Source organism: Thioalkalivibrio sp. ALE23, from assembly GCF_000378545.1.
Classification (GTDB): Bacteria; Pseudomonadota; Gammaproteobacteria; order Ectothiorhodospirales; family Ectothiorhodospiraceae; genus Thioalkalivibrio.
In genome coordinates, this window is record NZ_KB900032.1 from 414593 (window position 1) to 440882 (window position 26290).

The following is a 26290-nucleotide window of genomic DNA, read 5'->3' on the forward strand; positions in this document are numbered from 1 at the left end:
GACATGCAGCGGGCGGCCAGCATCCAGCTCGATTCCGGAGCCCTGCGCCACAACCTGGAGGTGGCCCGCGGGCTCGCCCCGGGGGTCGCGATGTGGCCGGTGATCAAGGCCGAGGGCTATGGCCATGGTCTCGATTGGGCGGCGCAGTCACTGGGCGAAGTGGCCGACGGGCTGGCCGTGTCCGCGGTGGAGGAGGCCGAGGTCTTGCGGCGGAGCGGATTCGATGGCCCGCTGCTGGTGCTGCAGGGCGGGCGGGACTCCGCCGGGTTTCGCCGTTGTGCGGAGCTCGCGCTGCAGCCGGCGGTGCATGCGCCGGCGCAGCTGGAAGCGCTGGACGCCGCCAGCGTCGTCCTGCCCGAGGTCTGGATCAAGCTCAACACCGGGATGAATCGACTGGGATTCGCCCCGGCCCAAGCCGATGCCGTGGAACGTGCCCTGCGGGCGGCCGGTCACGGCGGGTGCGGCCTGCACTGGATGACCCACATGGCCTGTGCCGACGACCCGGCGGATGACCACAACGCCGCGCAACTGTCCGCCTTCGCCACGGCCGTGGCGGGGCGCGACGGGGCGCGTTCGGTGGCCAACTCGGCGTCGCTGTTCGCCGGCTGGGCGCGCGGGGCCGGTCATGAGGCGGACGAGGTCTTCCGCGCCCGCCCGGGCATCATGCTCTACGGCTGTCACCCGGCCTCGGTTCCGACGGAAGCGCCGCCTGAGGGTCCGGATGCCGACCTGCGCCCGGTGATGACCGTGCAGGCCCCGATTATCGGGATCCAGCATCCGGCGCCCGGTGACGGGGTGGGCTACGGCGCCACCTGGATCGCGCATGGCGGGGAGCGCATCGGCATCGTGGCCATGGGCTATGCGGACGGTTACCCGCGCCACGCCCCCACCGGCACGCCGGTGCGGGTACGCGGTCAGCTCTGCCCGCTGGTCGGGCGGGTCTCGATGGATATGCTCGCGGTCGACCTGTCCGACGTGCCCGAGGCCGCGGTGGGGGATCTCGCCACCCTGTGGGGCGAGGGCCTGCCGGTGGAGCGCGTGGCGCGTGCCGCCGGCACCATTGGCTACGAGCTGCTCACGCGGGTGGCCGGGCGTCTGCGCCCGGCGTAGCGAGTGCCGGCGGGCATCCGTAAACTGGCTCGTTCACGCGAGCCAGGAAGCCCCGATGCACGAAGAATTCGATCCCGCCGACTACGACCCCGATACCGTCGCCATCCGCCATGGCTACCGTCGGACCCCGGAGCAGGAACACTCCGAGGCGATCTTCCCGACCTCCAGCTTTGTATTCGACAGCGCGGCGGAGGCCGCCGCCCGGTTCTCGGGCGAGGTCCCCGGCAACATCTATTCGCGTTTCACCAACCCCACGGTGAGGACCTTCCAGGAGCGGCTCGCGGCGCTGGAAGGCGGAGAGGCCTGTGTGGCCACCGCCTCCGGGATGTCGGCGATCCTGGCGACCATGATGGGGCTGCTGAAGGCCGGCGATCACGTGGTCTGCTCGCGCTCGGTGTTCGGCACCACCACGGTGCTGTTCAACAACTACCTCGCCCGCTTCGGCGTCGAGGTGACCTACGTCGAGCTGTCGATCCTCGAGGCCTGGGAGGCCGCCACCCAGCCGAATACCCGGCTGTATTTCTGCGAGACGCCCTCCAACCCGCTGGGCGAGGTGGTGGACATTGCCGCGCTGGCGGAAATCGCGCACCGGCACGACGCGCTTCTCGCGGTGGACAACTGCTTCTGTACGCCGATCCTGCAGCGTCCACTGGATCTGGGGGCCGACCTCATCATTCACTCGGCGACCAAGTTCCTCGACGGCCAGGGCCGCTGCCTGGGCGGCGCGGTGGTGGGCGACGCCGAGCGCGTCGGCAAGGACGTCTACGGCTTCCTGCGCACTGCCGGCCCGACCCTGTCGCCGTTCAACGCCTGGGTGTTCCTGAAGGGGCTGGAGACCCTGGCCCTGCGCATGCGTGCCCACAGCGACAATGCCCTGGCCCTGGCGCAGTGGCTGCAGGCCCACCCGAAGGTCACGGCGGTGCATTACCCGGGGCTCGAATCCCACCCGCAGCATGCGATCGCGAAGCGCCAGCAAAGCGGCTTCGGCGGCGTGCTGAGCTTCGAGGTCGCCGGCGGGCGCGAGGCCGCCTGGTCGGTGATCGACGCCACGAGGTTCCTGTCGATCACCGCGAACCTGGGCGATGCCAAGACCACCATCACCCATCCGGCCACCACTACTCACGGTCGCGTGGACCCGGACAAGCGCGAGGCCCAGGGCATCACCGAGGCCCTGGTGCGGGTCGCGGTGGGGCTGGAGTCGGTCGCCGACATCCAGCGCGACCTGGCCCGCGGGCTCGACGCCCTCTGACCCCATTCATCTCGCCCCGGGGTATGGCGGCGAGCCCGATTCTGGCTCTGGCTGCTGGTTGTCGCCGTGGGGTAGCCGGTATGGCGGGTGGTCAGCCGGTTGGCAACTCGCCCGCCGGGGGACTACAACACGGGGAGGAGCGCGGCCGGGGCATCCGGTTCGATAAACGTGGTGCAGTGACCGCTCAGGAGCGACCCGATGGTGCAGGAGTCCCCGCAGTGGCGTGAGGCAGTGGTCATCGTCCCCGGTATGGGGTCGGACCACTGCGCGGGGATTGTGCGCACGGCGCTGGAGAAGACCCCGGGCGTGGCCTCGGTGGGGACCAATATCGCCCGCCACCGGGTGACGGTGGGGTACGACCCCGAGACGGTGGACCCGCAGGGGCTGCGGGCCGCCGTGGAGGGGGCTGGCTACGATGTTGCTCAGGTCGAGGGCGCGGCGGGCGGTGCCGGTGCAGTGCGTCTTGTGGTACCCGGCATGGGGTCGGATCACTGCGCGGGGATCGTGCGCGGTGCGATCGAGAAGCTGGAGGGTATCCAGGCGGTGCGCACCAACATCGGCGATCACCGTGTGACCGTGGAAACCGGTCCCGGCGGCCCCGACGCCGAGGCCCTGCGCGCCGCGGTCGAGGGGGCCGGCTATGACGTGGCGGCGGTGGAGACCGAGGAAGCCGGCAGCGAGGCGGACGACGCCGAGATTGATGCGGCCTATCTGAAGCAGGCCTGGCGCCGGCTGTGGATCGCCATGATCCCGACCATCGCGATCATGGCGCTGATGATGCCGCACATGTTCTGGCAGGAGATCCCCGGCTACCTGCTGATCGTCGCCGTGCTGGCCTTCCCGGTGGTGTTCATGGCTGGGGGTGCGGCCACCCACCGATCGTCCTGGCGCGCGCTGAAAAGCGGGAGCCTGAACATGGACGTGCTGATCTCCATGGGCTCGCTGCCGCCCTATCTGCTGGGACTGATCGGCTTCGTCTATCCGATGACCTCGTTCATCGAGATGGCGGCGACCATCATGTCCTTCCATATGCTTGGGCGTTACCTCGAGCACCGCGCCCGCGGCGAGGCCTCCTCCGCGATCCGCAAGCTGCTGGATCTGGGCGCGAAGACGGCCCGGGTCGAACGCGACGGCGAGGAGGTCGAGGTGCCGGTGAAATCGCTGCAGGTGGGCGAGGTGATGATCGTGCGCCCGGGCGAGAAGATCCCCACCGATGGCGAAGTGGTCGCCGGCGAGAGCACGGTGGACGAATCCATCGCCACCGGCGAGTCGGTGCCGGTGGACAAGGCCGAGGGCGATAGCGTGCTCGGCGCGACCCTGAACCAGCAGGGGCGGCTGAAGGTGCGCGCGACCCGTGTGGGGGCCGACACCTTCCTGTCGCAGGTGATCCGTCTGGTGAACGAGGCCCAGGGCTTGCGGGTGCCGGTGCAGGAGCTGGCGGACCGCATCACCGCGCGCTTCGTGCCGGCGGTGCTGGTGATCGCGCTGGCGGCGTTCGCGGCCTGGCTGGCGTTCTCCGGGGCGCTGCAGCCGATCCTGATCTGGGGCGAGGGCTTCCTGCCCTGGGTCGACGCCGAGCGCCCGCCCATCGTGCTGGCCATCCTCGCGGCCATCGCCGTGCTGGTCATCGCCTGCCCCTGCGCGCTGGGGCTGGCCACACCCACCGCCCTGATGGTCGGTTCCGGCATGGGGGCCGAGCGCGGGGTGCTGGTCCGCTCGGGCTCCGCGATCCAGACGCTGAAGGACATCCGCGTGATCGTGCTCGACAAGACCGGGACCCTCACCCGCGGGCAGCCGGCACTGACCGACGTGGTCGCCGCCGAGGGCTTCGATGACGCTCGTGTGCTGCAAGCGGCCGCGGCCGTGGAGGCCGGCTCCGCGCACCCGCTGGCCGAGGCCATCGTGCAGGGCGCGCGCGACCGGGGGCTGACGGTCGCCGAGGTCGACCGGTTTCAGTCGCACACCGCGCGCGGGGTGGAGGCCCGCCTCGACGGGGAGCGCGTCCTGGTCGGCAGCCAGCGGCTGCTGGAGGAGCAGGGCCTGGATCCGTCCGGCCTGCTGGAATCGCTGCGGCAGTTCGAAGATGCCGGGAAGACCGCGATGCTGGTGGCCATCGGCGATCGACCGGCCGGCATCGTCGCGGTCGCCGACACCCTCAAGGATGAGTCGCAGAGCGCCATCGAACAGCTGCATGCCCTCGGCATCCGCTGCGTGATGGTCACCGGCGACAACGAGCGCACCGCGAAGGCCGTGGCCGCGCAGGTGGGGATCGACGAGGTCCGCGCCGGCGTTCTGCCGGAGGGCAAGGTCGAGGCGATCCGCGAACTGCAGGCGGAGTACGGCGACCACGTGGCCATGGTGGGCGACGGCATCAACGATGCCCCGGCCCTGCAGCAGGCCAATGTCGGCATCGCGATCGGGGCCGGGGCGGACGTGGCCATCGAGGCCGCCGACGTCACCCTGGTGCGCGGCGAGCTGACCAGGGTGGTCGAGACCGTGCAGCTCTCGCGCATGACGTTCCGCAAGATCGTCCAGAACCTGTTCTGGGCCTGGGGCTACAACTCCGCCGCGATCCCGATCGCCGCGGCCGGCCTGCTGCACCCGATGATCGGCGTGATCGCCATGACCGCCAGCTCGCTCTCGGTGATCGGCAACTCCATCCTGCTGCGCCGCAGCATGCCGACCGACGAGCGTTGAGCGGGTATCCTGTGTCGCATGCGCCCATCAAACCCGAATCCTGAACCCGTGCCCGAACCTTCGGTCGTTTATCGAGCAGCCGAGGCCGCATTGCGGGAGCGGGACCCGGAGGCCAAGTGCGAGCGGGTGCTGGAACTCATGCGCGCGTGGTGGGCGGACGAGCTGGAGCCCGGGAAGGCTTTGGCGCCGGAGCGCATGGAGGTGCCGGGGCGGCCGGAGCGGCCCGCGCTGGTGCACCCGAAGGACCTTCCGCGGCGCGGGCTGCACACGACGGCCGGGCGGGTGGCGCTGGTGCACGCCGTCGCGCATATCGAGTTCAACGCGATCAACCTGGCGCTGGACGCCGTGTATCGCTTTCGCGACATGCCGGAACCCTTCGTCAGCGACTGGCTGCAGGTGGCGGCCGAGGAGGTGCGCCATTTCCGGTTGCTGCGGAAGCGGCTCCACGAGCTGGGGGCGGACTACGGCGACCTGCCGGCCCATAACGGCCTGTGGGAGGCGGCGCTGGCGACCGATCACGACGTGATGGTGCGCATGGCGCTGGTGCCGCGCGTGCTGGAGGCGCGCGGGCTGGATGTGACGCCCGGCATGATCGAGCGCCTGACGGCGGCGGGCGATCACGCGACCGTGGCGCTGCTGGAGATCATCCAGCGCGAGGAGGTCGCGCACGTGGCAATCGGTACGCGCTGGTTCCGCGAGCTGGCGCATGCGCGCGGGCTCGATCCCGAGCCGCTGTTCCTGGAGCTGCTGGCCGAACATATGCCGGGGCGGGTCCGCCCGCCGTTCGCGCACGAGGCCCGTCTGGCGGCGGGGTTCACCGAGTCGGAAATGGGCGCGCTGGAGGCGCAGGGTCGGCGCTGAAGCAGCCCCGGGGTAACCCCGCGACAGTCTCAGGCGTGTAGCAGGTGTGCGGGGTAGGGCGTTTCGTCCAGCTGGCGCAGGACCGGGCCTTCCGGGCCGAGCTCCAGGAAGCCGGGGTGCTCGTCCCAGGCCGGCAGCACGCAGCGCTGACGCGGCTGGCCGGCGACCTCCAGATCGTGGATCGCGGGGCGGTGGGTGTGTCCGTGGATCAGCAGCGGCACGTCGCCGTCGCGAAAGGTCGCGGCCACGGCCTCGCCGTTCACGTCGGTGATTGCGGCGGCCTTCATCTGCCCGTTGTGTCGGCTGGCCTCGCGCATGGTCTCGGCGCGTGCAATGCGCTGTTCCAGTGGCTGGGCGAGGAAATCCCGTTGCCAGGCCTCGCTGCGCACCATCTGGCGAAAGGCCATGTGTTCGCTGTCGTCGGTGCACAGGGAGTCGCCGTGCATCAGCAGGGCCGGGCCGCAGGGCAGCGTGGCGTGCAGCGGCTCGGGGGCGAGGGTCATGCCGGCGCGGGCGGCGTAGTCCGGGCCCACGAGGAAGTCGCGGTTGCCATGGATGAACATGACCGGCGCTTCCAGCGCGGAGAGCGCCGCCGCCAGTTGCTCTGCCGCCGGATGCGAGGCGTCGTCGCCGACCCAGTACTCGAACAGGTCGCCCAGGATGTACAGGGCCGAGGCGGCCCGCGCCGGGCCGTCGAGGAACGCCAGCGCGGCGTTCAGCGTCGGCCCGGGTTCGCGCTCCAGGTGCAGGTCGGAGATGACCAGGGCGGGCGCGGTCTCGCTCACGGGATCAGTCGGCGCGGCGGGCGCTTTCCAGGACCACGGGTTCCTGCGGTACGTCCTGATGCATGCCGGAACGGCCGGTGGGCACGCCCTCGATGGTGCGCACGACGTCCATGCCTTCGATCACTTCCCCGAACGCCGTGTAACCCCAGCCCTGCGGGTTGGGAGCGGTGTGGTTGAGGAAGTCGTTGTCGTTGACATTGATGAAGAACTGCGCGGTGGCCGAATGCGGGTCCTGGGTGCGAGCCATGGAGACCGCGCCGACCTTGTTCTTCAGGCCGTTGTCCGCCTCGTTGCGGATCGGGTCGCGCGTGGGCTTCTGGCGCATGTCCTTGTCCATGCCACCGCCCTGGACCATGAAGCCGGGGATCACGCGATGGAACAGCGTGCCGTCGTAGAAGCCGTCGTCGACGTATTGCAGGAAGTTGGCGACGGTCTCCGGCGCGGCTTCGGCGTCGAGTTGCAGGACGATGCGGCCGTGCGTGGTTTCAAGCGCGACCTTGGGGCTGGATTCGGCCATGAGGGCTCCCGGAAAGCTGAGGACGAGGATCAGGAGGGCCGCGGCGATGCCGGCCGGCGGAACAGGACGGGGCATGACGACACTCCGGAATCAGGAGCCGGCATGGTAACCGGGGACCCCCGCCGGTTCCAGTCGGCCCGCGTCCCGCGTCCCGCGTCCCGCGTCCCGCTGCCCGCCTCCCGTCATCGCGAGTCCCGAAGCTCTCCCCCCTCGTCATCGCGAGTCGCAAAGCCCTCGCCCTCGTCATCGCGAGTCGCGCAGCGACGTGGCGATCTCCATCCGCAGCCACCTGATCCTGCGCGCAAGCCAGCCCCGGCCGATTGCCGCGTCGCCTTCGGCTCCTCGCAATGACGGGGGGAGAGCTGCGGTTCCTCGCTGATGACGAGGGCGAGGGGTTAGCGACTCGCGATGACCGGGGCACGAATGGCCTGGCGCGAGCGCCCCTCGAGACGGGCGGTGCTGGCCGCACCGGGGTGGCTCGGCTACCATGCGCGCCATGACGACAACCGTGACCCGCACCCGTTTCGCGCCCAGCCCCACCGGGCTTCTGCACCTTGGCAATCTGCGTACCGCGCTGTTCAGCGCCCTGCTGGCGCGGGCGCGCGGCGGGCATTTCCTGCTGCGCATCGAGGACACCGATGCGGAACGCTCGCGTGCGGAGTTCGTCGAGGCGCTGCAGCAGGATCTGCAGTGGCTGGGGCTGGACTGGGACGAGGGGTACGGCGCGGCCGCCGGCGACGCCGGCCCCTATGCCCAGTCACAGCGTACGGGGCTCTACCAGGCCTACTACGACCGGCTGATCGAGGCCGGCCTGGCGTATCCCTGTTTCTGCACGCCGGAAGAACTCGAGCGCGGGCGCAAGCGCATGCGTGCCCAGGGCAAGCCGCCGCGCTACCCCGGCACCTGTGCCGGACTGGACCCGGAGGAGGCGCGCCGCCGCGAGGCCGAAGGGCAGCGCCCGACCCTGCGTTTCCGCGTGCCGCTGGGGCGCACGGTGCGCTTCGAGGACGGAGTGCGCGGCGCGGTGAAGTTCCGCACCGACGAGATCGGCGACTTCGTGATCCGGCGCTCGGACGGTACGCCGGCGTTCTTCTTCTCCAACGCGGTGGACGATGCCCTGATGGGGGTCACCGACGTGGTGCGCGGCGAGGATCACATCGCCAACACCCCGCGCCAGCTGCTGTTGCTGGAGGCGCTGGAACTGCCGGCGCCCGGCTATCACCACCTGCCGCTGGTCAACGGCGACGACGGGGCTCCGCTGTCCAAGCGCAACGGTTCGGCCAGCATCCGCGAACTGCGCGAGGCCGGGGTGCTGCCGCTGGCGATCCTCAACCACCTCGCGCGGCTGGGTCATCGTTACGAGGAGGAGGGCCTGCTGTCGCTGGAGGGGCTGGCGCAGGGGTTTGACCCGGGGCGCATCGGCCATTCCGCCGCGCGCCACGACCCGCGCCAGCTGGAACACTGGCAGGCCGAGGCCCTGCGCGCGCTGTCGGACACGGATCTGCAGGCGCATCTCGCGGGGCTGGGCGTGCTGGAGCCGCTGCCGGAGGCCGGGCGCGCGGAGTGGCTCGCGCTGGCGCGCGACAACATCGCATCGGTCGAAGACGCGCGGTGCTGGGTGGCCGCCTTCGCCGAGGATCCGCCGCCGTTGAGCGAGGCGGCCCGCGGGGAGATCGAGGCCGCCGGGCCGGCGCTGTTCGAGGTCGCGCTGGAGGCGCTGGATACCAGCAGGGATTTCTCCGAAATGGCAAAGGCCGCGGGAGCGGCGACGGGTCGCAAGGGGCGCGGCCTGTTCATGCCGCTGCGCGCGGCGCTGTCGGGCCAGACCTTCGGCCCGGAGCTGCCGCGCATCCGTGAATATCTGGGCCCGGAGCGTACCCGCGTCCGGCTGCAGGCCGCGCGCGACGTGGCGGCTGCGGCCGCCGACTGAACCCCCGGGTCGGCGGGGTGGCCGTTCAGGCCGCCTCGTGGGTGCCGAACGCCCGCGCCCGCAGGGTGTTGTCCAGCAGCATGGCGACCGTCATCGGGCCCACGCCGCCGGGCACCGGGGTGATCCAGTCCGCCTTTTCCGCCGCGCCGTCGAACTCCACGTCGCCGCACAGGGTGCCGTCGTCGCGCCGGTTGATGCCGATGTCGATGACCGTGGCGCCCGGCTTGATCCAGTCGGGCCTGACCAGCCCGGGCTTGCCCGCTGCAGCCACCAGGATGTCGGACTGGCGGGCGATGGCCGCGGTATCCGGGGTGAACCGGTGGCAGATCGTCGGCGTGGCGCCGGCCAGCAGCAGTTCCAGCGCCATCGGCCGGCCGACGATGTTGGACGCGCCGATGATGCAGGCGGTGCGCCCCTTGAACGGCTCCTCGATATGCCGCAGCAGCTGGATGACGCCCCAGGGCGTGCAGGGACGCAGGCGCGGGATGCGCGCCACCAGCCGCCCGACGTTGTAGGGGTGGAAGCCGTCTACGTCCTTGGCCGGGGAGATGCGCTCGATGATGGTCTCCGGGTCGATGTGTTCCGGCAGCGGCAGCTGGACCAGGATCCCGTCGATGGTGCGGTCGGCGTTGAGCTGGTCGATCAGCGCCAGCAGATCGGTCTGCGGCGTGCCCGACGGCAGGTCGTAGGAGTGCGAGACCACGCCGACCTGTTCACAGGCCTTGCGCTTGTTGCGCACGTACACCTGCGAAGCCGGATCGGCCCCCACCAGGACCACAGCGAGACCCGGCGGGCGCAGATCGCGCGAGGTCATGGATTCGATCTCGGTGGCGATGCGGGCGCGGTGGGTCTGCGCGATGGCGCGTCCGTCGATGGTCTGGGCTGTCATTCGGTCTCGTCCGGCAGGAGGGCTGAACGCGATGATCCCATGGCACAGCCGGGTCCTCAAGGAAGGTCGGACACGATCCCCGGGGGCTGCGACGCGGGCCATGGCTTGACCCGGGGGCCTCCCGGCGCTACGATTTTGCACTCGCTGTGCAGGACCCATTGCGGGAACGGCTCGACGGGGTATAGCGCAGTCTGGTAGCGCGCCTGCTTTGGGAGCAGGATGTCGGGGGTTCAAATCCCTCTACCCCGACCATGGCGGACGCAACCGGCTGGAACAACCCGGATGCCCGGCGGCAAACGCGCTCGTAGCTCAACCGGATAGAGCACCGGCCTTCTAAGCCGGCGGTTGCAGGTTCGAGTCCTGCCGGGCGCGCCAGAGCCCGGATCGGCAATGGCCGAAGCAGTGAAACAATACGGTGGTGACCGTAGCTCAGTTGGTAGAGTCCCGGATTGTGACTCCGGTTGTCGTGGGTTCGAGTCCCATCGGTCACCCCATCCCTCGTTTGTACTCGTCCGTACCGGGGGCCGTTAGCTCAATTGGTAGAGCAGTGGACTCTTAATCCATTGGTTGAAGGTTCGATTCCTTCACGGCCCACCATCCTTGTCTTTATTTCTGCATCCTGGCCCGAGCTGTCTGGCAGCTCCCGGACGGGGAGATCGTGAACGCCCCGGCGGCCACTAGCCTCGAGGCCGCGCCATGAGTGCCCCCCCCCCCCGCATGCGTACCCCACCGGCGGTATGGCCCCGGAGCCGGATCGCGCCGTGCTACATTGATGGATACTCCGGTGTGGAACACGATCAATGACGGCTGCCCTGACAATCGAGACGATCGCCGAGCGGGTGAAAAGGGTATTCGCGCGCTACCGTGAAGTGGATGCGGTCTTTCTGTTCGGCTCTCGCGCGGAGGGTCGGGCGCGGGAGGACAGTGACATCGATCTTGCGCTGGTCGGCCCCGCCGGGGCGATCGAGCCGCGCCGCCTGGACATCCTGACGGATCTGGCGCGGGAAGGGCTGGATGCGGTGGATCTGGTGCTGCTCGATGGCGCGGATCCGGCATTGCGTTTCGAGGCCGTACGGCCGAACTGCCTGTTGCATGCCGGGCCCGACTTCGATCGGGGCAGTTACTACTCGCTTGCGCTGCGGGAATACTTCGATTTCGAACCCTACCTCCGTGTCCAGCGCGAGGCCCTGAAGGAAAGGCTGCTCGATGGTCAGGCCTGAAGTCATTCGCAGGCGACTCGAGGCCATCTCGGAAAACCTCGCCGTCCTGGAGCGGATTGCACGGTACGACGAGGACGAGTTCCTCGCTGACATTTGACCGCGCGGGTGTCGTCCGCGTGTGCGCGCAGGGCTGTTACCGGTCCTCGCGGAATTCTCGTGCCGTGCGGCTGGCCGTCTCGCGCTTGTCCTCGATGCGCTGGCGGTCGCGCTCGCTGGCGTCCCCGGCCTCCAGGGCCACCTCGAACTGCCGTACGGCTTCTTCGTACTGGCCCCGATGGAAGAAATACTCGGCCATGGTTTCGTGGCGCAGGGCCTCGCGGCCGGCCTCGCTGGCGATGTCCGCCTGCAGGCGCAGCAGGGCCGGTTCCGGTGCTTCGGTTTCGCGGATCATGCGCGAGGTGATCCGCAGGGCCCGGTCGTAGTTTCCGAGGTCGCGCTGGACGCGGGCCATGCGCTCGCGCACCACCGGGTGGCCGGGGTAGACGGCGTCCAGGTCCTCGAGACTGGTGAGGGCCGCGGCGTGTTCCCCCGTTGCGCGTTCCACGGCGATCCGCGCCAGTTCCAGGGTGAGTGTGGGGGCGTCGGGCGCGTCGATCCGTTCCAGCAGCTGGCGGGCCTCGCGCGGGTTGCCGCGTTCCAGTTGTGCGATGGCGCCCCCGTACAGCTCGGCGGCGGAGGCATCCTCGCCGATCCGGTCCAGCGCGCGCCGCGGATCGCTCAGCGCCCGGGCGCGGGCCTGCATCCAGGCGAATTCCGGGCCCTGGTTGCGCACGCCTTCGGGCTTGTCGCGCGCACGGTTGCGCGCATCGGTGATGCGGTCGAGCGTGACCGGGTGGGTGCGCAGATATTCGGGTACCGCGTCGCCCGCCCCCCGGGAAAGCTCCTGCATGCGCTCGAAGAAATCGGCCATCGCATCAGCGTCGAAATCGCTGGCGGCCAGGATGCGCATGCCGACGCGGTCGGCTTCCGCCTCGTTGGCGCGCGTGAAGTTGATCTGGGACTGCATGCCGCTGGCGACGCCGCCGGTGATCACCGCCTGACCGAGCTGCGGGTCGATCCCCGCTGCCAGGACCCCGGCGAGGATCGCCAGGCCGGTGCGAAAATTGACCTCGCGCCCGCGCGCGAACATGCGTGCGAGGTGGCGCTGGGTCACGTGGGCGATCTCGTGCGCCATGACCGCGGCGAGCTCCGCCTCGTCCCACGTTTCCAGCATCAGCCCGGTGTGGACACCGATGATGCCGCCCGGCATCGCAAAGGCGTTGACCTGATCGTTGTCGATCGGGATGAAGTGGAAGGTGATGCCCTCGCCATCGCTGTGGCTGGCGAGCTGCTGACCCAGCGATTCTACGTAAAAGCGGATTTCCGCGTCGTCCACGACCGGCAGGGAGCGTCGTACTTCGCGCAGCAGGGAGCGGCCGAGCTCGCTTTCTTCGGCGGGGGTCAGCACGCCGCCCGAGGCTTCGCCAAGGCGCGGGAGGGAGGTATCCGCAGAGGTGCTCGCCGGTGCCAGAAAGAGCACCAGAAGAAGCGGGATCAGGAACGTGAGGAGGGTCTTTTTCATGATACGGGGGCCGGCGGTGTGCCGGCCCCCGCAGCGTGGTGCTGCCGCTTGCGGGTTACTTGCCCAGGCCGGGGGCCGAGGAGTAGGCCCGCATGCTGTCGCGGTCCTTCCACAGTTTCGGATCCAGCACGGAATCGGGGACCATGAACTTCTTGCGGTCCAGAACCTTGTGGGTGCGTGCAATCTTCACCACGTCGTCGTACTTGAGCTTGAACAGCAGGCCCACGTCGCCGCCGGAGGTGTAACGAACGATCATGTGATCGTCCTCCATGCGATGGACGTAGATGTTCGCCGGGCGCAGCTTGCCCTGGGCGTCCTTCATCGTCACGGCGTAGTGGCCGTCTACCTGGAAATCACTCTTTTCCACCGGAAAATCCTCCGCAGGACTGTTTAGGCGGGCGTGACCTTATCATGTCTGACCGCGGGGGGCGATAGCGGTTCCGGAGCAGTGCGGTCCGCACCCTCCTCCCCGGGCCTCGCGGATGCCGTCATGCCATTTGCATTTGTCGCCCGTTTCGCTATGCTCCGCGCCCACCGTGTGCGTGGCCATTCTGCAAGGAAGCCTCGCACCTGCTACACCGCCCGGACGTTAACCGGAAACTGGAGCTGGCCGTGTACGGATTCTCGGAAATCACCCCGGATGAACTGGAACAGTGGCGCGCGGAAGGTCGAGCCTTCCGTCTGGTGGACGTGCGCCAGCCGGGCGAGACCGGACGCGGGGTGATCCCCGGCGCCAAACTCGTGCCGCTGGCGGCGGTGCCGCCGCGCAAGGACGAGTTCACCGAGGACGAAGTCCCCGTGGTGTTCTACTGCCAGAGCGGGGCGCGTTCGGCGCAGGCCTGCGCCTTCATGTCCCAGCAGGGCGTGGAGGGCGTTTACAACCTGCGGGGCGGCATCATGGGCTGGGCGCAGTCCGGCCGCTCGATTGTCACGCCCGATTAGCATCTGGTTGTATTCCGATTCCGTTTCCCCTATAAGGGGGAGTTCGGCGGATCCACGACCGGTAACGGTCAACCATTACGAAGACTCACAAAGGAGAGAAAGCCATGGCCAACTTCGATCAAGAGCTCGACGCCTCCGGCCTGAACTGCCCGCTGCCCATCCTGCGTGCCAAGAAGGCGCTGGCCTCCATGGACGCCGGTCAGGTGCTGCACATCATCGCCACCGATCCGGGCGCGGTGAAGGACTTCGAGGCGTTCGCCAAGCAGACCGGCAACGAACTGATGGAGCACAAGGAAGAGGGCGGCAAGTTCTACTTCCTGGTCAAGAAGGCCTGAGGTCTCCTGACGCATCGAAGCCCGGGTCCGGTCCCGCGAACGGCCCCGGGCTGCCGGTAGACGCGGTTACCGTGAGGTAACTGGATTGATGCCTGGACCCGATCTAGGCTGGCTGCAAGGTCCGTACAAAAGAGGCCTGCTCGCCCACAGCGAAGAGGTGACATATGGCGACATATGCTGAGATGCAGCAAATCTTCGACGACATCCGCGGAGATTTTCGCTACGACCATGATCTCAACGGCTGCCTGAACTGCGGGATCTGCACGGCGACGTGCCCTTCCGCCCAGTTCTACGACTATTCCCCGCGCGAGATCGTCCAGCTGCTCTGGACCGAGAACGTCGAGCAGATCTACGACGCGATGCAGGAAAAGATCTGGGCCTGCGCCCAGTGCATGACCTGCGCCGCCCGCTGCCCGTTCAAGAACTCCCCCGGCGGTCTCGTCGCGATCATGCGCGAGGTGGCCATCAAGCACGAGATGCAGTCGGCCAAGGACGTGCTTCGTCCGTTCGGGCGCGTGATGCTCAAGCTGATCACGACGGGCAACCAGCTTTCGCCCGACATGATCCAGCCCGATCACTTCCCGGACTGGGGTCCCAACATCCAGAAGGTGGAAGGCGATCTCCAGGTGCTGCGCAAGGCCATCCCGGTGAAGACCCTGCAGACCGTGGAAACCGCCTGGGAGGTCTCGCTCAAGACCTCGGTCGAGATGTACACCATCTGGGAAATGACCGGCGTTCTGAAGTCCCTCGAACTGATGGATGAAAACCTCTTCGACGTGATCGAGGACTTCATCGACGAGAAGCGCGAGGATTACGAAGACTGGCTCGAGGAGCAGGAAGAGGAAGACGACGAGTGATCGTCGACGTCCCTCCGGTTCCGCGACATCAGGAGAAGCGTTATGAGTGAACAGACTCCAGGCAATCACAACCAGAACGGTGAAGGTGCCGGCGCCGGCGCCATGAAGCCCGGCTATCACAACACCGACGGCCAGGGCGTTGCCGGTCACGGCTCCTTCTTCCAGGCGACCGATCTGTCGCAGGAAGAGGCCGTAAAGGCCACCGACTGGGTGCGCAAGCACGTCGACCGCCGCACCATCGACCTCGGCGACCGCATGGATGACGTCCGCGAGCACATGTACGAGCTCGAGAAGGACGGTCAGATCATCATCCACCGGATCACGGATCAGCACGAGCCGGCGACCGTGCAGACGCTGTTCGGCTGGGACAAGCAGGTCCCGACCAAGCAGCTGTGGCACCACAAGTCCTGTGGCCAGTGCGGCAACATCCCGGGCTATCCGACATCGCTGCTGTGGTTCATGAACCAGTTCGGCTTCGAACCCGGCAAGGACTACCTCGACGAGACCGACCAGACGTCCTGCACCGCGTGGAACTACCACGGTTCCGGCATCGGCAACGTCGAGTCGCTGGCCGCGGTATTCCTGCGTAACTTCCACCAGGCCTACGTCTCCGGCAAGCAGCACGGCCACGACCTGGGCCACTTCTATCCGCTGGTCCACTGCGGCACCTCCTTCGGCAACTACAAGGAGATCCGCAAGTTCCTGGTGGAGTCCGCGGAACTGCGCGAGAAGGTCACCAAGATCCTCGGCAAGCTGGGCCGTCTGGTCGACGGCAAGCTCGTGATCCCTGAAGAGATCATCCACTACTCCGAGTGGGTCCACGTGATGCGCAACCGCATCGCGTCCGAGCTGCAGACCATCGACGTGTCCAACATCCGCACCACCGCCCACGTGGCCTGCCATTACTACAAGATGGTGCACGAGGACGCGGTCTACGATCAGTCCGTGCTGGGCGGCAACCGTACCGCCATCATCACCTCCACCGCCCAGGCACTGGGTGCTCAGGTGATCGACTACTCCACCTGGTACGACTGCTGCGGCTTCGGCTTCCGGCACATCATCTCCGAGCGTGAGTTCACCCGCTCGTTCACGATGGACCGCAAGATCCGGGTGGCACGCGAAGAGGCCAATGCCGACGTGATGCTGGCCAACGACACCGGCTGCGTCACGACCATGGACAAGAACCAGTGGATCGGCAAGGCGCATAACCAGAACTTCCAGATCCCGATCATGGCGGAAGTCCAGTTCGCGGCCCTGGCCTGCGGCGCGGATCCGTTCAAGATCGTCCAGCTGCAGTGGCACGCGTCGCCCTGCGAAGATCTGGTCGAGAAGATGGGCATGTCCTGGTCCGAAGCCAAGAAGACCTTCCAGGAGTACCTCAAGGAGGTCGAGGCCGGGAACATCGAATACCTCTACAATCCTGAACTCGCATACGGGGGCAAGGTGTGATGCAAGATACTGTACTGGTTGTTGGCGGAGGTCCGGCGGGCCTGTCCGCCGCCGCGAACGTGACCTCGGCCGGCTACAAGGCCGTCATGGTCGAAAAGGAAGACGTCCTGGGCGGTGCCCCGATCCTGTCGGGCTATGCCAAGCTGGTCCCCTCCGGCGAGTGGGCTTCCGAGGCGATTGGCCGCATGGTCAAGCGCGTCGAGGACGACTCCAGCGTGGCCGTGCACAAGAGTGCCAAGGTCGAGAAGCTGGACGGCGAGGCGGGCAACTTCACCGCCACGCTGACCAATGGCGAAACCGTGCAGGCCGGCTCGGTCGTGCTGGCCACCGGCTTTACCCACTTCGACTCCATCAACAAGCCGGAGTGGGGCTTCGGCACCTACGAGGACGTGCTGACCACCACCCAGGTGGAACAGATGGTCGCCTCGGGCAACATCGCCTGCCCCTCCGACGGCCGTGTGCCGGAGCGGGTCTGCATCCTGCTGTGCGTGGGCTCGCGTGACCGCCAGATCGGTCGCGAGTGGTGCTCCAAGATCTGCTGCACCGTGTCCGCGAACATGGCCATGGAGATCAAGGAACTGTCCCCCGAGACCGACGTGTTCATCTACTACATGGACATCCGTACCTTCGGTCTGTACGAGGACAAGTACTACTGGAAGTCCCAGGAAGAGTTCAAGACCAAGTTCGTCAAGGCGCGTATCGCCGAAGTGACGTCCTCCGGTGACGGCCGCCTGCTGGTCAAGGGCGAGGACACCCTGGTCAAGCGCCCGATCGTGATCCCGTTCGACATGGTCGTGCATGCGATCGGCATGGACCCCAACGCCGACAACCCGGAGATCTCCCAGGTGTTCGGCGTTGGTCTCGAGAAGCACGGCTTCCTCGAGAAGGCCGAGCAGTACACCAACACCTGCGGTACCACGCGCAAGGGCATCTATGCCTGCGGCGCGGCGTACGGCCCCGAGACGATCGACGACTCGATCGCCCAGGGTGCGGCCGCGGGTGGCCGGGCCGTGGCGGACCTGCATGCGCTGGTTCAGAAAGCCGGCTGAGGTGGTCAAGGACGAGGCGGTGCCGGATCTGACGCCGGTACCGCCTCGTGTCACCTTTGACAGGGACATCCTTGCAACGAAGCTGAACACGCTGCAGGAGAACATCGCCGACGCCGGCGGGGTTCAGGGATTGCAGACCTTCATTGAGGCGCTGCAGTCCAAACACGAGGTGTTCGCCGAGGTCGTCGCGAAGGGTGACGAGATCGACGACGCCGACGTGCGGACCCTGGGCGGCCTGGTGTTCTCGGTGCGGCGCAAGCTGGGGCCGCTGCTGGCGGAGCGTCAGGGCGCGGTGGTCGAAGGCGTACGAAGCCTGGTACGGCCGGATGTTCATCCGGATGAACGGGTGCAGGCCTTCGCCGATCTCGCCGGTGACGATCGCAAGCTTCGGCGCGGACTGTGGGACTTCGGTTCGGAGATCCTGCACTTCGCGGATCCGGAGGCGCTGCCGCTGGCCAATCGCTGGGTGTGGGACTCCGGTACCACGGCCGGCGCGATGCGGGAATTCATCCGCGGGAACGACACCCTGCGGGAGATCCCGATCGACGACGGCTATGCAGCGCTGCTGGGCATGCGGCAATGGTTCTACGAGGCCCTGCACGACATGGGGTTCTATCGGGATCTCCATTTCGTCACGGATCTGCTCTGGGTGCAGGCGTATTCCGACTACGCCAGGTCGCTGTCGATGAGCCTGGGGCTGATCGATGCCCAGTTCGGGGCCCGCGAGGATCCGCTGGAGCTTGTGGTGAAACTGCTCGGGATCGATTCTCCCGAGGGGCGCCTGAAGGGCGAGCAGGCTTCGTTGCACTGAATAATAACTGAATCGAGTTTGAGCCTGGTTGGACAGGTTTTCGGAGAGACGTCATGGCAATACACGAGAAGGCACTGATCGAGGACGAGCGGCTCCAGCAGCACGACGAGCTGGTGGTCGACGGCGTGGACGTGTCCGGGCACTGGAACACCATGATTGCCCCGCGCACGGTCCGCGACTACGACGACGATTTCGAGAAGAAGATCCAGAGCTACACCGGCGGCGAGTACGTGCACCGCTGCTGGCAGTGCGGGTCCTGCACCAACTCCTGCACCATGTATGCGCAGAACGTGCAGTTCAATCCGCGCTACTGGATCTACCTGACCCGCCTGGGCATGAAGGAAGAGCTGGTCAAGGACAAGGACATCATCTGGCAGTGCGTGTCGTGCAACAAGTGCACCAACATCTGCCCCAAGGACGTGAAGCCCGAGGGCGTGATGAAGGCGCTGGCGCACTGGATGGAGGAAGAGGGCATTACCGAAAAGGCCCCCTCCACGATGTTCGACGAAGAGTTTGCCGACCAGATCTACAAGACCGGTCGGATTGAAGACGGCAAGGTCATGCAGAACTTCTTCAAGAAGTCCGGCCAGCCGCTCGTCCAGGAATGGCTGAAGGTGTTCATCTTCCGCATGATGAAACACCTGCCGGTGAAGCACCTGATGGCGATGGGCTTCAATACCGTACATACGCCGCGCACCAAGTCCTGGGGCAAGACCGGGGACGTGCTGAAGAACTACGTGCGCGAACAGAAGGAGGCCGCTCATGGCTAAGGTTGCTTACTATCCCGGGTGTGCCCTCGAGGGCTCCGGCGGTCCCTACGACCGTTCGACCCGCGTGCTGGTCAAGGCGCTGGGCCTCGAGATGGAGAACCTGCGCGACTGGAACTGCTGCGGGGCGATGGAGGTGAAGAACGTCCATCCGATGCTGCAGACCTATCTGTCGGCCCGGAACATGGCCATCGCCTCCGAGCAGATGGGCATGGACACGGTGATGGCGCCGTGCAATGGCTGCTATCACAATCTGAAGAAGGCCGAGTACGAGACCGCGACGTCCGACGAGACGATGAATACGGTTCAGGACCTGGCCCGCCAGTCGGACGATCCGGTGTATTCCGGGGACGTGCGCACCCTGCATCTGCTGGAATGGCTGATGGAGGAGCTGGGTCCCGAGGGCATCAAGCAGAAGATGACCAAGAGCCTGAACGGCCTGAAGATCGCGAATTACTATGGCTGCATGTACACCCGGCCGCGGCAGATCTTCCCGGAGAAGGACAACGGCCCGGGCTCCGATTCCAGCTATCAGCCGCATTTCATGGATGACCTGCTGGGGGCCGCCGGCGGCGTCAACGTTGACTTCCCGCTGAAGACGTCCTGCTGCGGCGGCGCCCATACGCTGTCCGACTCGGATACCTCGACCCAGCTGGTGCTGAACCTGCTGCAGTCGGCCGAGGATTCCGGCGCCGAGGTGATCGCGACCGAATGCCCGACCTGCCACTCCGGTCTGGAGATGCACCAGGTCCGTGCCGAAACCGAGTTCGGCATCAAGACCGACGTGAAGGTGCTTTACTTCACGCAGCTGCTGGGCCTGGCCATGGGCCTGTCGCCGCGCAAGCTGGGCATTCACGAGAACGTGAGTGACTCGATCGGCCTGCTGAAGGAGAAGGGGGTCCTCTGATCCCCTTCTTTCGACATCCAGGCTTGATACGACAAAACGGGCGCGCTGCGCCCGTTTTTTTGTGGAGCACGGGCGCGTGGGCGTCCGGGAACGAGGCGAATCATGGATTGCAACGGCTGCGAGTTCCATCCTGAACTGTTCTACGACGACGAATACCAGATCTGGCTGCGGCGGGAGGACGACGACACGCTGACCGTCGGCATGACCGATCTGTCCCAGACCATTGCGGGCAAGATCATCCACGTGCGCGTGCGGCGGCCGGGGACCCGGCGGCCGCCGGGCAAGCCGGTGGCGACGATCGAGAGCGGCAAGTGGGCCGGCCCGATCCCGAATTTCATCGACTGCAAGATCGTCGAGGGGAACGAGGAGGTGCTGGAGAACCCGGTCCTGCTGAATTCGGATCCCTACAATGCGTGGATCGCGCGGGTCGAGGCGACCAACGGGGCGGATGCGGCGCTGGCGGAGTTCGTCACGGGGGACAAGGCGCACGAAGGCTATTGCCGGCGGGCGCGTGAAGACGATATCGAGTGCCAGCGCAAGCTGCGCTGAGGGGTGACCATGGCCGATCTCGACGACGACTACTATCTCGACAACGACGAACAGACCGTCGTGTTCGTGATGACTTCGGGCCCGTCGACGCCCGCGCGTTGCGCCACGCCGTTCTATCTGGGCGCGGTGATGGCGTCGATGGACGTGGACGTGTACATCTTTTTCACCATGGAAGGGGTGAAGCTGATGGAGCAGGGCGTGGCGGAGAATCTGAGGGCCATGGAAGGGGGCAAGCCGATCAGCGAGTTCATCCGGGACGCAAAGCGTGCCGGGGTTCGTCTGCACGTTTGCCAGCCCGCTTTGCCGGGGTATAGAATCGACGCGTCTTCCGATCTCGTGGACGAGGTCGATGAAGTCAATCGGGCCAGCGAGCTCGCTGACCTGATCCTGCGTAGTGACAAAACGATAACTTTCTAGTCTTTCCCGCTTTACTCATCCAGGAGGTAATTATGGGCGCTGTTCGGGGTTGTGATATTCCGGAAGATCTGATGTACAACGTTGAAAACAACGTCTGGGTGCGCAAGGAGAGCGATGGTACCGCCACCGTCGGCCTGACCTCCTATGCCTGCTCGCTGGCCGGCACGATCGTGTCGTACACCCCCAAGAAAGTGGGAAAGTCGGTCAAGAAGGACAAGTCCTGCACCACGGTTGAATCCGGCAAGTGGGTTGGCCCGGCCAAGACCCCGGTCACCGGCGAAGTCACCGAAACCAACGACAAGGTCGCCGCGAACCCGGGCCTGATCAACGAAGATCCCTACGGTGAAGGCTGGCTGATCAAGCTGAAGCCGGAAGACTGGGACGGCGAAAGCGCCGAGCTGAAGACCGGCTCCGATGCCCTGGCGGCATTCGAAGCCAAGATGGAAGCGGACGGCTTCGGCGGCTGCTGAAGGTCTTTCGCGAAGGGGCCGTCGTTCCCGAGGGATCGGCGGCCTCTTTTTTGTCACTAATACCGCAGTAAAACGTTCAACAAATTGCGCGCACCCGGAGAGAGCCGATGACGAGCTGGAACGATGTGATCCGGCGGGTTGAACCCCTGGAAGACGTCCCCGTGGATCCGTTGCTGGTGGAGGATCTTCAGGCCCGGGGAGGCGGCGCGATTGCGGGCAGTGACTCGGTGCATTTTTACACCCCGACCTTCAAGTCCTACCAGACCAGCGAACTGGCCGACTGCGGGAAAAGCGCCTGGCCCGCGATGTCGATCACCGGCGGGGACTGCAAGCTGGCCTGCGACCACTGCAAGGCCAAGATCCTGGAACCGATGATCCCGGTGCGCAGCCCCGAAGACCTGTGGCGGGAGGTCAATCAGGTGATCGAATCCGGCGCCCAGGGGATGCTGCTGACTGGCGGCTCGAACCACCGCAACGAGGTGGAGTACGGGCCCTATTACTCGACCATCCGCCGGATCAAGGACGAGTTCCCGGATTTCCGTATCGCGATGCACACCGCCCTGGTGGACGACGACATCGCGCTGTCCATGGAGCAGGCCGGGATCGACGCGGCGATGATGGACGTGATCGGTGCGCAGGACACCATCACGCAGGTCTATCACCTGCGCCGCAGCGTCGACGACTTCGAGCGGACCCTGGAGAGCCTGGTCAAGACCAACATGAAGGTTGTGCCCCACATCGTGGTCGGGCTCCACTACGGCAAGCTGCTCGGCGAGTGGAACGCGCTCGAGATGCTGGCCCGGCATCTGCCCGATGCGGTGGTCCTGGTGGTGGTCATGCCGTTCTATGCCCCGGCCAGTCGGCCGTTCGAAACCCCGGACGTGCACGCGGTGGGCCGTTTCTTCCATGACGCCCGCGAACGCCTGGGCGACACCCCGCTGCTGCTCGGGTGCGCCCGGCCGCCGGGCGAGGCCAAGAGCCAGATCGACAGCTATGCCGTGATGGCCGGGCTGTCGGGGATCGCGCATCCGGCCGAGGGCGTGGTCGAGCTGGCTGCGCGGCTGGGCAAGAACGTACGCGTCACGCCCGCCTGCTGTTCCATCGCGGTGGGCGACGAGGTGATGGCCGAGGCCGCGGACAACGCCAGCGGGGTTGAACTGGATCTGGACACCATCGTTGCCGAAGAGGCCCGCCGGCGCGAACAGGAGCGCAAGGCGCGCGAGGGCCTGGGTGGCATTCGCATCGTGACCGAAGGCGGGGCCGTGGCCTCGGGGGGTGGCTGTCATGCCTGAACGTGATCAGAAGACGCTGCGCATCCTGGATACCGGCCTGCGCCCGGCCGCGGAGAACATGGCGTTCAACCGCGCCCTGCTGGAGTGCCACCAGGAGGGCCATTCGCCGCATACCCTGCGTTTCCTCCAGTTCGAGCCCTGCGCGCTGGTGGGCTTCCACCAGAACGTGGATCAGGAGATCCACGCCGATTACTGCCGCGAGCAGGGGATCGCGATCCAGCGCCGGATCACCGGCGGTGGCGCGATCTACTTCGACAGCACCCAGCTGGGCTGGGAGCTTTACCTCGACAAGCAGTTCCTCGGCACTGCCGACATGGGCCGGATCGCCGAACGCATCTGCACTGCAGCGGCCGAGGGCATGCAGAAGCTGGGCGTTGATGCGCGCTTCCGTCCACGCAACGACATCGAGGTGGACGGCCGCAAGATCTCCGGTACCGGCGGCGCCTTCGACGGCGAGTCCATCCTCTACCAGGGGACGCTGCTGATCGAGTTCGACGTTGAGGACATGCTGCGCATCCTGCGCATCCCCGCGGAGAAGCTCTCCGACAAGGCGATCGAGTCGGCGCGTGACCGCGTGGCCAACATGGCCACCCTGTTGGGCGAGACCCCGGATCTGGACCACGTGAAACGCACCATCGCCGAGGCGATCGCGCGCGAGTTCGCGGTGGAGGCGGCTCCGGCCGACCTGCTGGCAGAAGAAGACGCCGCGTTCCGCGAGGCGCTGGCCGAGATCGACAGCGACGAATGGGTGTACCAGCGCAACCGCCCCGCGACCGATGCCCCGCTGCACGAGGCGGTGTATCGCTGCGACGGCGGCCTGATGCGCGTGGGTGCGGCGGTGGACCCCGAGCGCAGCCATCTCAAGCAGGTCTGGATCACCGGCGATGTCTTCGTCAAGCCGACCCGCACCATCGCGGATCTGGAGGCCAGCCTGAAGGATACTCCCGTCACCGAGATGGAGGACCGCGTGCGCGCCTTCTTCGCCGAACGCGAGGTGGAGATGCTGCAGTTGACGCCGGAAGACTTCATCGCCGCCCTGCGCGAGGCCCTGGCGCAGGCGGAAACCGACGAGGCCGCCGAATAATGAACGGTGTCCCCAACCCGGCGGGGTGCGCCTGATGCTGCCCGCTTCGGTCGACGTACTGGTGGTCGGGCTGGGCCCCGGCGGGGCCTCCGCCGCCCGCGTGGCGGCCGAAGCGGGGCTGTCGGTGCTGGCGGTGGAACGCAACCGCGCCCGCGGCGAGCCGGTGCAATGCGCCGAGTTCATCCCCAACCCCATGGGCGCCTATGCGAAGCCGGACGGCGTGCTGCATCAGCGCATCGATTCCATGCAGAGCTTCCTGCCCTCCGGCGCGGTGGAGCAGTCCGACTTCCCCGGCCTGATGGTCGATCGTGGCGAGTTCGACCGTGCGATCATCCGCGCCGCCGAGGCTGCCGGGGCGCAGGTGGCGATGTCCACTCCGCTGACCGACGTGGATGTGGACCGGCGCGTGGCCCGGGTGAAGCACGCGGGTGAGGCGGTCGAGGTCGGCTTTCGCTTCCTGATGGCCGGCGACGGCCCGCATTCCCCCGTGGCTGCGGCCCTGGGGCTGGATCCGCTGCCGGTGGTGCAGACCCGCCAGTACACCGTGCCGCTGCTGCGACCGTACACCGCGACCGACGTCTGGCTGTCGGACGATTTCCCCGGCGGGTATGCCTGGCTGTTCCCCAAGGGCGAATGGGCCAACCTCGGGCTGGGCGCCGACAAGCGCCTGGAGCGCGACATGAAGACCCCGCTGGAGACGCTGCATGCGCAGCTGGTGGAGCAGGGGCTGCTGGGCACCGAGATCGTGCACCGCACCGGCGGTGCCATCCCGGTGGGCGGTCTGCGCGAGCAGCTGGTCCACGGGCCGGTGCTGTTCGTGGGCGATGCCGCCGGGCTGACCCATCCGATCACCGGGGCGGGGATCGCCGCGGCGGTGGTCTCCGGCGAGGCCGCCGCGCAGGCGATCGTGGATGACCTGGGCGGCGATGACGAGGCCCTGGAGGACTACGACGACGAGATGCGCAGCCAGTACGGCCCGGCGCTGGAGCGCGCCTGCCGCCGGCGTGCGTTTCTCAATCAGCACTGGCGCACGCCGCGGGCGAACGACGACGCAACGCAGCGCCGTGGATGGATTGCATTTTCCGAGTATTTCGACGATGGTGATCGGGCCGCGTAATCGGGCCCGGTCGATGGATGCCCCGCATCCCCGAGACAACGCTGGAGGAAAACAATGAGTGCAAGTGCAGAGGAGATGGTCGCGCCGGTAAACTTCTATCGGCCGGACTATCACATCAAGACCCCGGACATGCGTTCGCCGGAATACGTGCAGATGTCCACGGCGGCCGCGATTACGCTGGGCCTGGTGCCGGGGACCATGCATCGCACGTCCTGCACCCACTGCCTGAACCTGCTGGTCACCTATCCGGAAGGCTGCCGCGCCAACTGTTCCTACTGCGGGCTGGCGCGCCACCGCGAGGAATCGCGTGACTACGCCGACCGCAACTTCATCCGCGTCGACTGGCCCACCGCCAAATACGACGAGGTGATCGAACGCGTGAAGAACAACGCCGACGCCGGCCAGTTCGAGCGCATGTGCATCTCCATGATCACCCATCCCAACTCCGATGCCGACACCGTCGAGCTGCTGGAGAAGTGGGTCGCCGAGGTCAATCACATCCCGGTGTCGATCCTGTCCAACCCGACCACCATGAGCTATGAAGACCTCCAGCTCCTGCGGGACAAGGGCGCGGACATCTTCACCGTCGCGCTGGACGCGGTGACCCCGGAGATCTTCGAGCGCACCCGCGGCAAGTCGGTCGAGAGCCCGCATACCTGGGACAAGTACTGGCAGTCCATCGAGTGGGCCGCCGAGATCTTCGGCCCGGAGAAGTTCGGCGCGCATCTGATCTGCGGCATGGGCGAGACCGAGGAAGAGATCCTGCAGGTCTGCCAGCGCATCCGTGACCTGGGTGGCCACAACCACATGTTCGCCTTCTTCCCCGAGGAAGGCTCGCTGATGGAAGACTGGAAGCCGGTTCCGCGCGATCAGTGGCGCCGCGTGCAGCTGGGCCGCTTCATCATCGATTACGCCGGTGGCCGCATCGACGACATGAAATTCAACGACGACGGCCAGGTGGTGGACTTCGGTCTGCCGCAGTCCGAGGTCGAGGAACTGATCGCCTCCGGCAAGCCGTTCCAGACCTCCGGCTGCCCCGGCAAGTCGGACGAGGAGGTCTCGGCCTGCAATCGCCCCTATGGCGATTCCAGCCCGACGGACATCCTGTCGTTCCCGTTCGCGCTGAACAGCAGTGACGTCGGATTCGTGAAGCGGCAGATGGATGGCGAAGACGTCGGCACCTTCGATTTCGACGCCGACGATGAGGCCGAGGACGAAACATCGGCCCGGTAAGCATAACAATCAAGTCCCCGACGAAAGCCCCGCCCTGCGGGGCTTTCGCACGTCAGGGCGCCGATAAGCGGTTTTGAATATTCAGGTTTCGAGCGGCAGGGGGGCCGCCGAAATTTCGAGCGGCAGGGGGGCCGCCGAAAAAGATGCCCGTCCGTATGGTCAGCGGTGCGGGTATCCCGAGCCGATGGGGGA

At 66.9% G+C, this 26290-nt stretch carries 26 protein-coding genes and 4 tRNA genes; 25 read left to right on the forward strand and 5 right to left on the reverse strand.

Annotation, left to right across the window (positions count from 1 at the left end; all coding sequences use genetic code 11):
• The first annotated feature begins 3 nt into the window (after positions 1-3).
• From alr to F573_RS0105635, 4 genes are all read left to right on the forward strand, one after another.
• Positions 4-1110: an alanine racemase gene (gene alr, locus F573_RS0105620; protein ID WP_019021779.1), complete on the forward strand. Its 1107-nt coding sequence runs from the start codon at positions 4-6 to the stop codon at positions 1108-1110.
• A gap of 55 nt (positions 1111-1165) precedes the next feature.
• A complete protein-coding gene (locus F573_RS0105625) occupies positions 1166-2359 on the forward strand; it encodes an O-succinylhomoserine sulfhydrylase (protein WP_019021780.1) in 1194 nt (397 codons plus the stop codon).
• Positions 2360-2557: 198 nt separating this feature from the next.
• Positions 2558-5056, forward strand: coding sequence for a heavy metal translocating P-type ATPase (locus F573_RS0105630; RefSeq protein ID WP_019021781.1), 2499 nt, complete (start codon positions 2558-2560; stop codon positions 5054-5056).
• Between the two features lie 18 nt (positions 5057-5074).
• Entirely contained in the window at positions 5075-5917 is an 843-nt protein-coding gene (locus F573_RS0105635; protein WP_026300817.1) for a ferritin-like domain-containing protein, read from the forward strand.
• Positions 5918-5946: 29 nt separating this feature from the next.
• Here F573_RS0105635 and F573_RS0105640 read toward each other — a convergent pair whose 3' ends face one another.
• Both F573_RS0105640 and F573_RS0105645 read right to left on the reverse strand, forming a co-directional pair.
• Positions 5947-6702: a UDP-2,3-diacylglucosamine diphosphatase gene (locus F573_RS0105640; protein ID WP_019021783.1), complete on the reverse strand. Its 756-nt coding sequence runs from the start codon at positions 6700-6702 to the stop codon at positions 5947-5949.
• Between the two features lie 4 nt (positions 6703-6706).
• The gene (locus F573_RS0105645; RefSeq protein WP_026300818.1) at positions 6707-7219 is read right to left on the reverse strand and encodes a peptidylprolyl isomerase; all 513 of its coding nucleotides are present in this window, start codon (positions 7217-7219) and stop codon (positions 6707-6709) included.
• Between the two features lie 487 nt (positions 7220-7706).
• On the opposite strand from F573_RS0105645, the gene gltX reads away from it, so the two are divergent.
• Positions 7707-9149: a glutamate--tRNA ligase gene (gene gltX / locus F573_RS0105650; RefSeq protein WP_019021785.1), complete on the forward strand. Its 1443-nt coding sequence runs from the start codon at positions 7707-7709 to the stop codon at positions 9147-9149.
• Positions 9150-9174: 25 nt separating this feature from the next.
• Here the strand turns inward: gltX and folD are convergent, their stop codons facing one another.
• Entirely contained in the window at positions 9175-10038 is an 864-nt protein-coding gene (gene folD / locus F573_RS0105655) for a bifunctional methylenetetrahydrofolate dehydrogenase/methenyltetrahydrofolate cyclohydrolase FolD (RefSeq protein WP_019021786.1), read from the reverse strand.
• Positions 10039-10213: 175 nt separating this feature from the next.
• Here folD and F573_RS0105660 point away from each other — a divergent pair.
• The 5 genes from F573_RS0105660 to F573_RS0105680 all read left to right on the forward strand — a co-directional run bounded on the left by F573_RS0105660 (position 10214) and on the right by F573_RS0105680 (position 11258).
• A tRNA-Pro gene (locus F573_RS0105660) sits at positions 10214-10290 on the forward strand.
• Positions 10291-10336: 46 nt separating this feature from the next.
• A tRNA-Arg gene (locus F573_RS0105665) sits at positions 10337-10413 on the forward strand.
• A gap of 43 nt (positions 10414-10456) precedes the next feature.
• Positions 10457-10532 (forward strand) — tRNA-His (locus tag F573_RS0105670).
• A 27-nt stretch (positions 10533-10559) separates the two neighbouring features.
• A tRNA-Lys gene (locus F573_RS0105675) sits at positions 10560-10635 on the forward strand.
• Positions 10636-10838: 203 nt separating this feature from the next.
• A complete protein-coding gene (locus F573_RS0105680; RefSeq protein WP_019021787.1) occupies positions 10839-11258 on the forward strand; it encodes a nucleotidyltransferase domain-containing protein in 420 nt (139 codons plus the stop codon).
• A gap of 133 nt (positions 11259-11391) precedes the next feature.
• Here F573_RS0105680 and F573_RS0105690 read toward each other — a convergent pair whose 3' ends face one another.
• Both F573_RS0105690 and F573_RS0105695 read right to left on the reverse strand, forming a co-directional pair.
• Positions 11392-12819: a M48 family metalloprotease gene (locus tag F573_RS0105690; RefSeq protein ID WP_019021789.1), complete on the reverse strand. Its 1428-nt coding sequence runs from the start codon at positions 12817-12819 to the stop codon at positions 11392-11394.
• A 55-nt stretch (positions 12820-12874) separates the two neighbouring features.
• Positions 12875-13186 carry a hypothetical protein gene (locus F573_RS0105695; protein WP_018870327.1) on the reverse strand — a complete coding sequence of 104 codons (312 nt, stop codon included), beginning with the start codon at positions 13184-13186 and terminating at the stop codon, positions 12875-12877.
• Positions 13187-13431: 245 nt separating this feature from the next.
• Here F573_RS0105695 and F573_RS0105700 point away from each other — a divergent pair, with 245 nt between their 5' ends.
• From F573_RS0105700 to F573_RS0105770, 15 genes are all read left to right on the forward strand, one after another.
• Complete coding sequence (locus tag F573_RS0105700; protein ID WP_019021790.1) at positions 13432-13761, forward strand: rhodanese-like domain-containing protein; 330 nt, start codon at positions 13432-13434, stop codon at positions 13759-13761.
• A gap of 104 nt (positions 13762-13865) precedes the next feature.
• Positions 13866-14096, forward strand: a complete 231-nt coding sequence (locus F573_RS0105705) for a sulfurtransferase TusA family protein (protein ID WP_019021791.1) — start codon at positions 13866-13868, stop codon at positions 14094-14096.
• Between the two features lie 182 nt (positions 14097-14278).
• On the forward strand, positions 14279-14953 hold the full coding sequence (locus tag F573_RS0105710; protein WP_018870324.1) for a 4Fe-4S dicluster domain-containing protein: 675 nt from the start codon (positions 14279-14281) through the stop codon (positions 14951-14953).
• Positions 14954-14995: 42 nt separating this feature from the next.
• On the forward strand, positions 14996-16402 hold the full coding sequence (locus tag F573_RS0105715) for a heterodisulfide reductase-related iron-sulfur binding cluster (RefSeq protein WP_019021792.1): 1407 nt from the start codon (positions 14996-14998) through the stop codon (positions 16400-16402).
• Positions 16402-17451, forward strand: a complete 1050-nt coding sequence (locus F573_RS0105720) for a CoB--CoM heterodisulfide reductase iron-sulfur subunit A family protein (RefSeq protein ID WP_018870322.1) — start codon at positions 16402-16404, stop codon at positions 17449-17451. The genes F573_RS0105715 and F573_RS0105720 overlap by 1 nt, the downstream gene beginning before the upstream one ends.
• The gene (locus tag F573_RS0105725; protein WP_019021793.1) at positions 17390-18262 is read left to right on the forward strand and encodes a hypothetical protein; all 873 of its coding nucleotides are present in this window, start codon (positions 17390-17392) and stop codon (positions 18260-18262) included. The genes F573_RS0105720 and F573_RS0105725 overlap by 62 nt, the downstream gene beginning before the upstream one ends.
• A 53-nt stretch (positions 18263-18315) precedes the next feature.
• Positions 18316-19032 carry a 4Fe-4S dicluster domain-containing protein gene (locus tag F573_RS0105730; RefSeq protein WP_018870320.1) on the forward strand — a complete coding sequence of 239 codons (717 nt, stop codon included), beginning with the start codon at positions 18316-18318 and terminating at the stop codon, positions 19030-19032.
• Positions 19025-19936 (forward strand): CoB--CoM heterodisulfide reductase iron-sulfur subunit B family protein, encoded by a 912-nt coding sequence (locus tag F573_RS0105735; RefSeq protein ID WP_019021794.1) that lies wholly within the window; start codon positions 19025-19027, stop codon positions 19934-19936. Before F573_RS0105730 ends, F573_RS0105735 begins: the two co-directional genes overlap by 8 nt.
• A 102-nt stretch (positions 19937-20038) precedes the next feature.
• A complete protein-coding gene (locus F573_RS0105740; protein WP_018935767.1) occupies positions 20039-20485 on the forward strand; it encodes a glycine cleavage system protein H in 447 nt (148 codons plus the stop codon).
• Positions 20486-20494: 9 nt separating this feature from the next.
• Complete coding sequence (locus F573_RS0105745; RefSeq protein ID WP_018870317.1) at positions 20495-20902, forward strand: DsrE family protein; 408 nt, start codon at positions 20495-20497, stop codon at positions 20900-20902.
• A gap of 32 nt (positions 20903-20934) precedes the next feature.
• On the forward strand, positions 20935-21372 hold the full coding sequence (locus F573_RS0105750) for a glycine cleavage system protein H (RefSeq protein WP_077244523.1): 438 nt from the start codon (positions 20935-20937) through the stop codon (positions 21370-21372).
• Positions 21373-21479: 107 nt separating this feature from the next.
• Positions 21480-22664, forward strand: coding sequence for a radical SAM protein (locus F573_RS0105755; RefSeq protein WP_018870315.1), 1185 nt, complete (start codon positions 21480-21482; stop codon positions 22662-22664).
• The gene (locus F573_RS0105760) at positions 22657-23748 is read left to right on the forward strand and encodes a biotin/lipoate A/B protein ligase family protein (RefSeq protein WP_019021795.1); all 1092 of its coding nucleotides are present in this window, start codon (positions 22657-22659) and stop codon (positions 23746-23748) included. Before F573_RS0105755 ends, F573_RS0105760 begins: the two co-directional genes overlap by 8 nt.
• Before the next feature lie 34 nt (positions 23749-23782).
• Positions 23783-24865 carry an NAD(P)/FAD-dependent oxidoreductase gene (locus F573_RS0105765; RefSeq protein WP_026300819.1) on the forward strand — a complete coding sequence of 361 codons (1083 nt, stop codon included), beginning with the start codon at positions 23783-23785 and terminating at the stop codon, positions 24863-24865.
• A gap of 54 nt (positions 24866-24919) precedes the next feature.
• Positions 24920-26098 carry a radical SAM protein gene (locus F573_RS0105770; RefSeq protein WP_026300820.1) on the forward strand — a complete coding sequence of 393 codons (1179 nt, stop codon included), beginning with the start codon at positions 24920-24922 and terminating at the stop codon, positions 26096-26098.
• Positions 26099-26290 lie beyond the last annotated feature (192 nt).

Coding starts and splice junctions, on each gene's coding strand:
- F573_RS0105765 (WP_026300819.1), top strand. CDS start 23,783: ATGCTGCCCGCTTCGGTCGACGTACTGGTGGTCGGGCTGGGCCCCGGC.
- F573_RS0105715 (WP_019021792.1), top strand. CDS start 14,996: ATGAGTGAACAGACTCCAGGCAATCACAACCAGAACGGTGAAGGTGCC.
- F573_RS0105635 (WP_026300817.1), top strand. CDS start 5,075: ATGCGCCCATCAAACCCGAATCCTGAACCCGTGCCCGAACCTTCGGTC.
- F573_RS0105625 (WP_019021780.1), top strand. CDS start 1,166: ATGCACGAAGAATTCGATCCCGCCGACTACGACCCCGATACCGTCGCC.
- F573_RS0105680 (WP_019021787.1), top strand. CDS start 10,839: ATGACGGCTGCCCTGACAATCGAGACGATCGCCGAGCGGGTGAAAAGG.
- F573_RS0105760 (WP_019021795.1), top strand. CDS start 22,657: ATGCCTGAACGTGATCAGAAGACGCTGCGCATCCTGGATACCGGCCTG.
- F573_RS0105755 (WP_018870315.1), top strand. CDS start 21,480: ATGACGAGCTGGAACGATGTGATCCGGCGGGTTGAACCCCTGGAAGAC.
- folD (WP_019021786.1), bottom strand. CDS start 10,038: ATGACAGCCCAGACCATCGACGGACGCGCCATCGCGCAGACCCACCGC.
- F573_RS0105630 (WP_019021781.1), top strand. CDS start 2,558: ATGGTGCAGGAGTCCCCGCAGTGGCGTGAGGCAGTGGTCATCGTCCCC.
- F573_RS0105720 (WP_018870322.1), top strand. CDS start 16,402: ATGCAAGATACTGTACTGGTTGTTGGCGGAGGTCCGGCGGGCCTGTCC.
- F573_RS0105745 (WP_018870317.1), top strand. CDS start 20,495: ATGGCCGATCTCGACGACGACTACTATCTCGACAACGACGAACAGACC.
- alr (WP_019021779.1), top strand. CDS start 4: ATGCAGCGGGCGGCCAGCATCCAGCTCGATTCCGGAGCCCTGCGCCAC.
- F573_RS0105770 (WP_026300820.1), top strand. CDS start 24,920: ATGAGTGCAAGTGCAGAGGAGATGGTCGCGCCGGTAAACTTCTATCGG.
- F573_RS0105730 (WP_018870320.1), top strand. CDS start 18,316: ATGGCAATACACGAGAAGGCACTGATCGAGGACGAGCGGCTCCAGCAG.
- F573_RS0105740 (WP_018935767.1), top strand. CDS start 20,039: ATGGATTGCAACGGCTGCGAGTTCCATCCTGAACTGTTCTACGACGAC.
- F573_RS0105645 (WP_026300818.1), bottom strand. CDS start 7,219: ATGGCCGAATCCAGCCCCAAGGTCGCGCTTGAAACCACGCACGGCCGC.
- F573_RS0105705 (WP_019021791.1), top strand. CDS start 13,866: ATGGCCAACTTCGATCAAGAGCTCGACGCCTCCGGCCTGAACTGCCCG.
- F573_RS0105710 (WP_018870324.1), top strand. CDS start 14,279: ATGCAGCAAATCTTCGACGACATCCGCGGAGATTTTCGCTACGACCAT.
- F573_RS0105690 (WP_019021789.1), bottom strand. CDS start 12,819: ATGAAAAAGACCCTCCTCACGTTCCTGATCCCGCTTCTTCTGGTGCTC.
- F573_RS0105735 (WP_019021794.1), top strand. CDS start 19,025: ATGGCTAAGGTTGCTTACTATCCCGGGTGTGCCCTCGAGGGCTCCGGC.
- F573_RS0105750 (WP_077244523.1), top strand. CDS start 20,935: ATGGGCGCTGTTCGGGGTTGTGATATTCCGGAAGATCTGATGTACAAC.
- gltX (WP_019021785.1), top strand. CDS start 7,707: ATGCGCGCCATGACGACAACCGTGACCCGCACCCGTTTCGCGCCCAGC.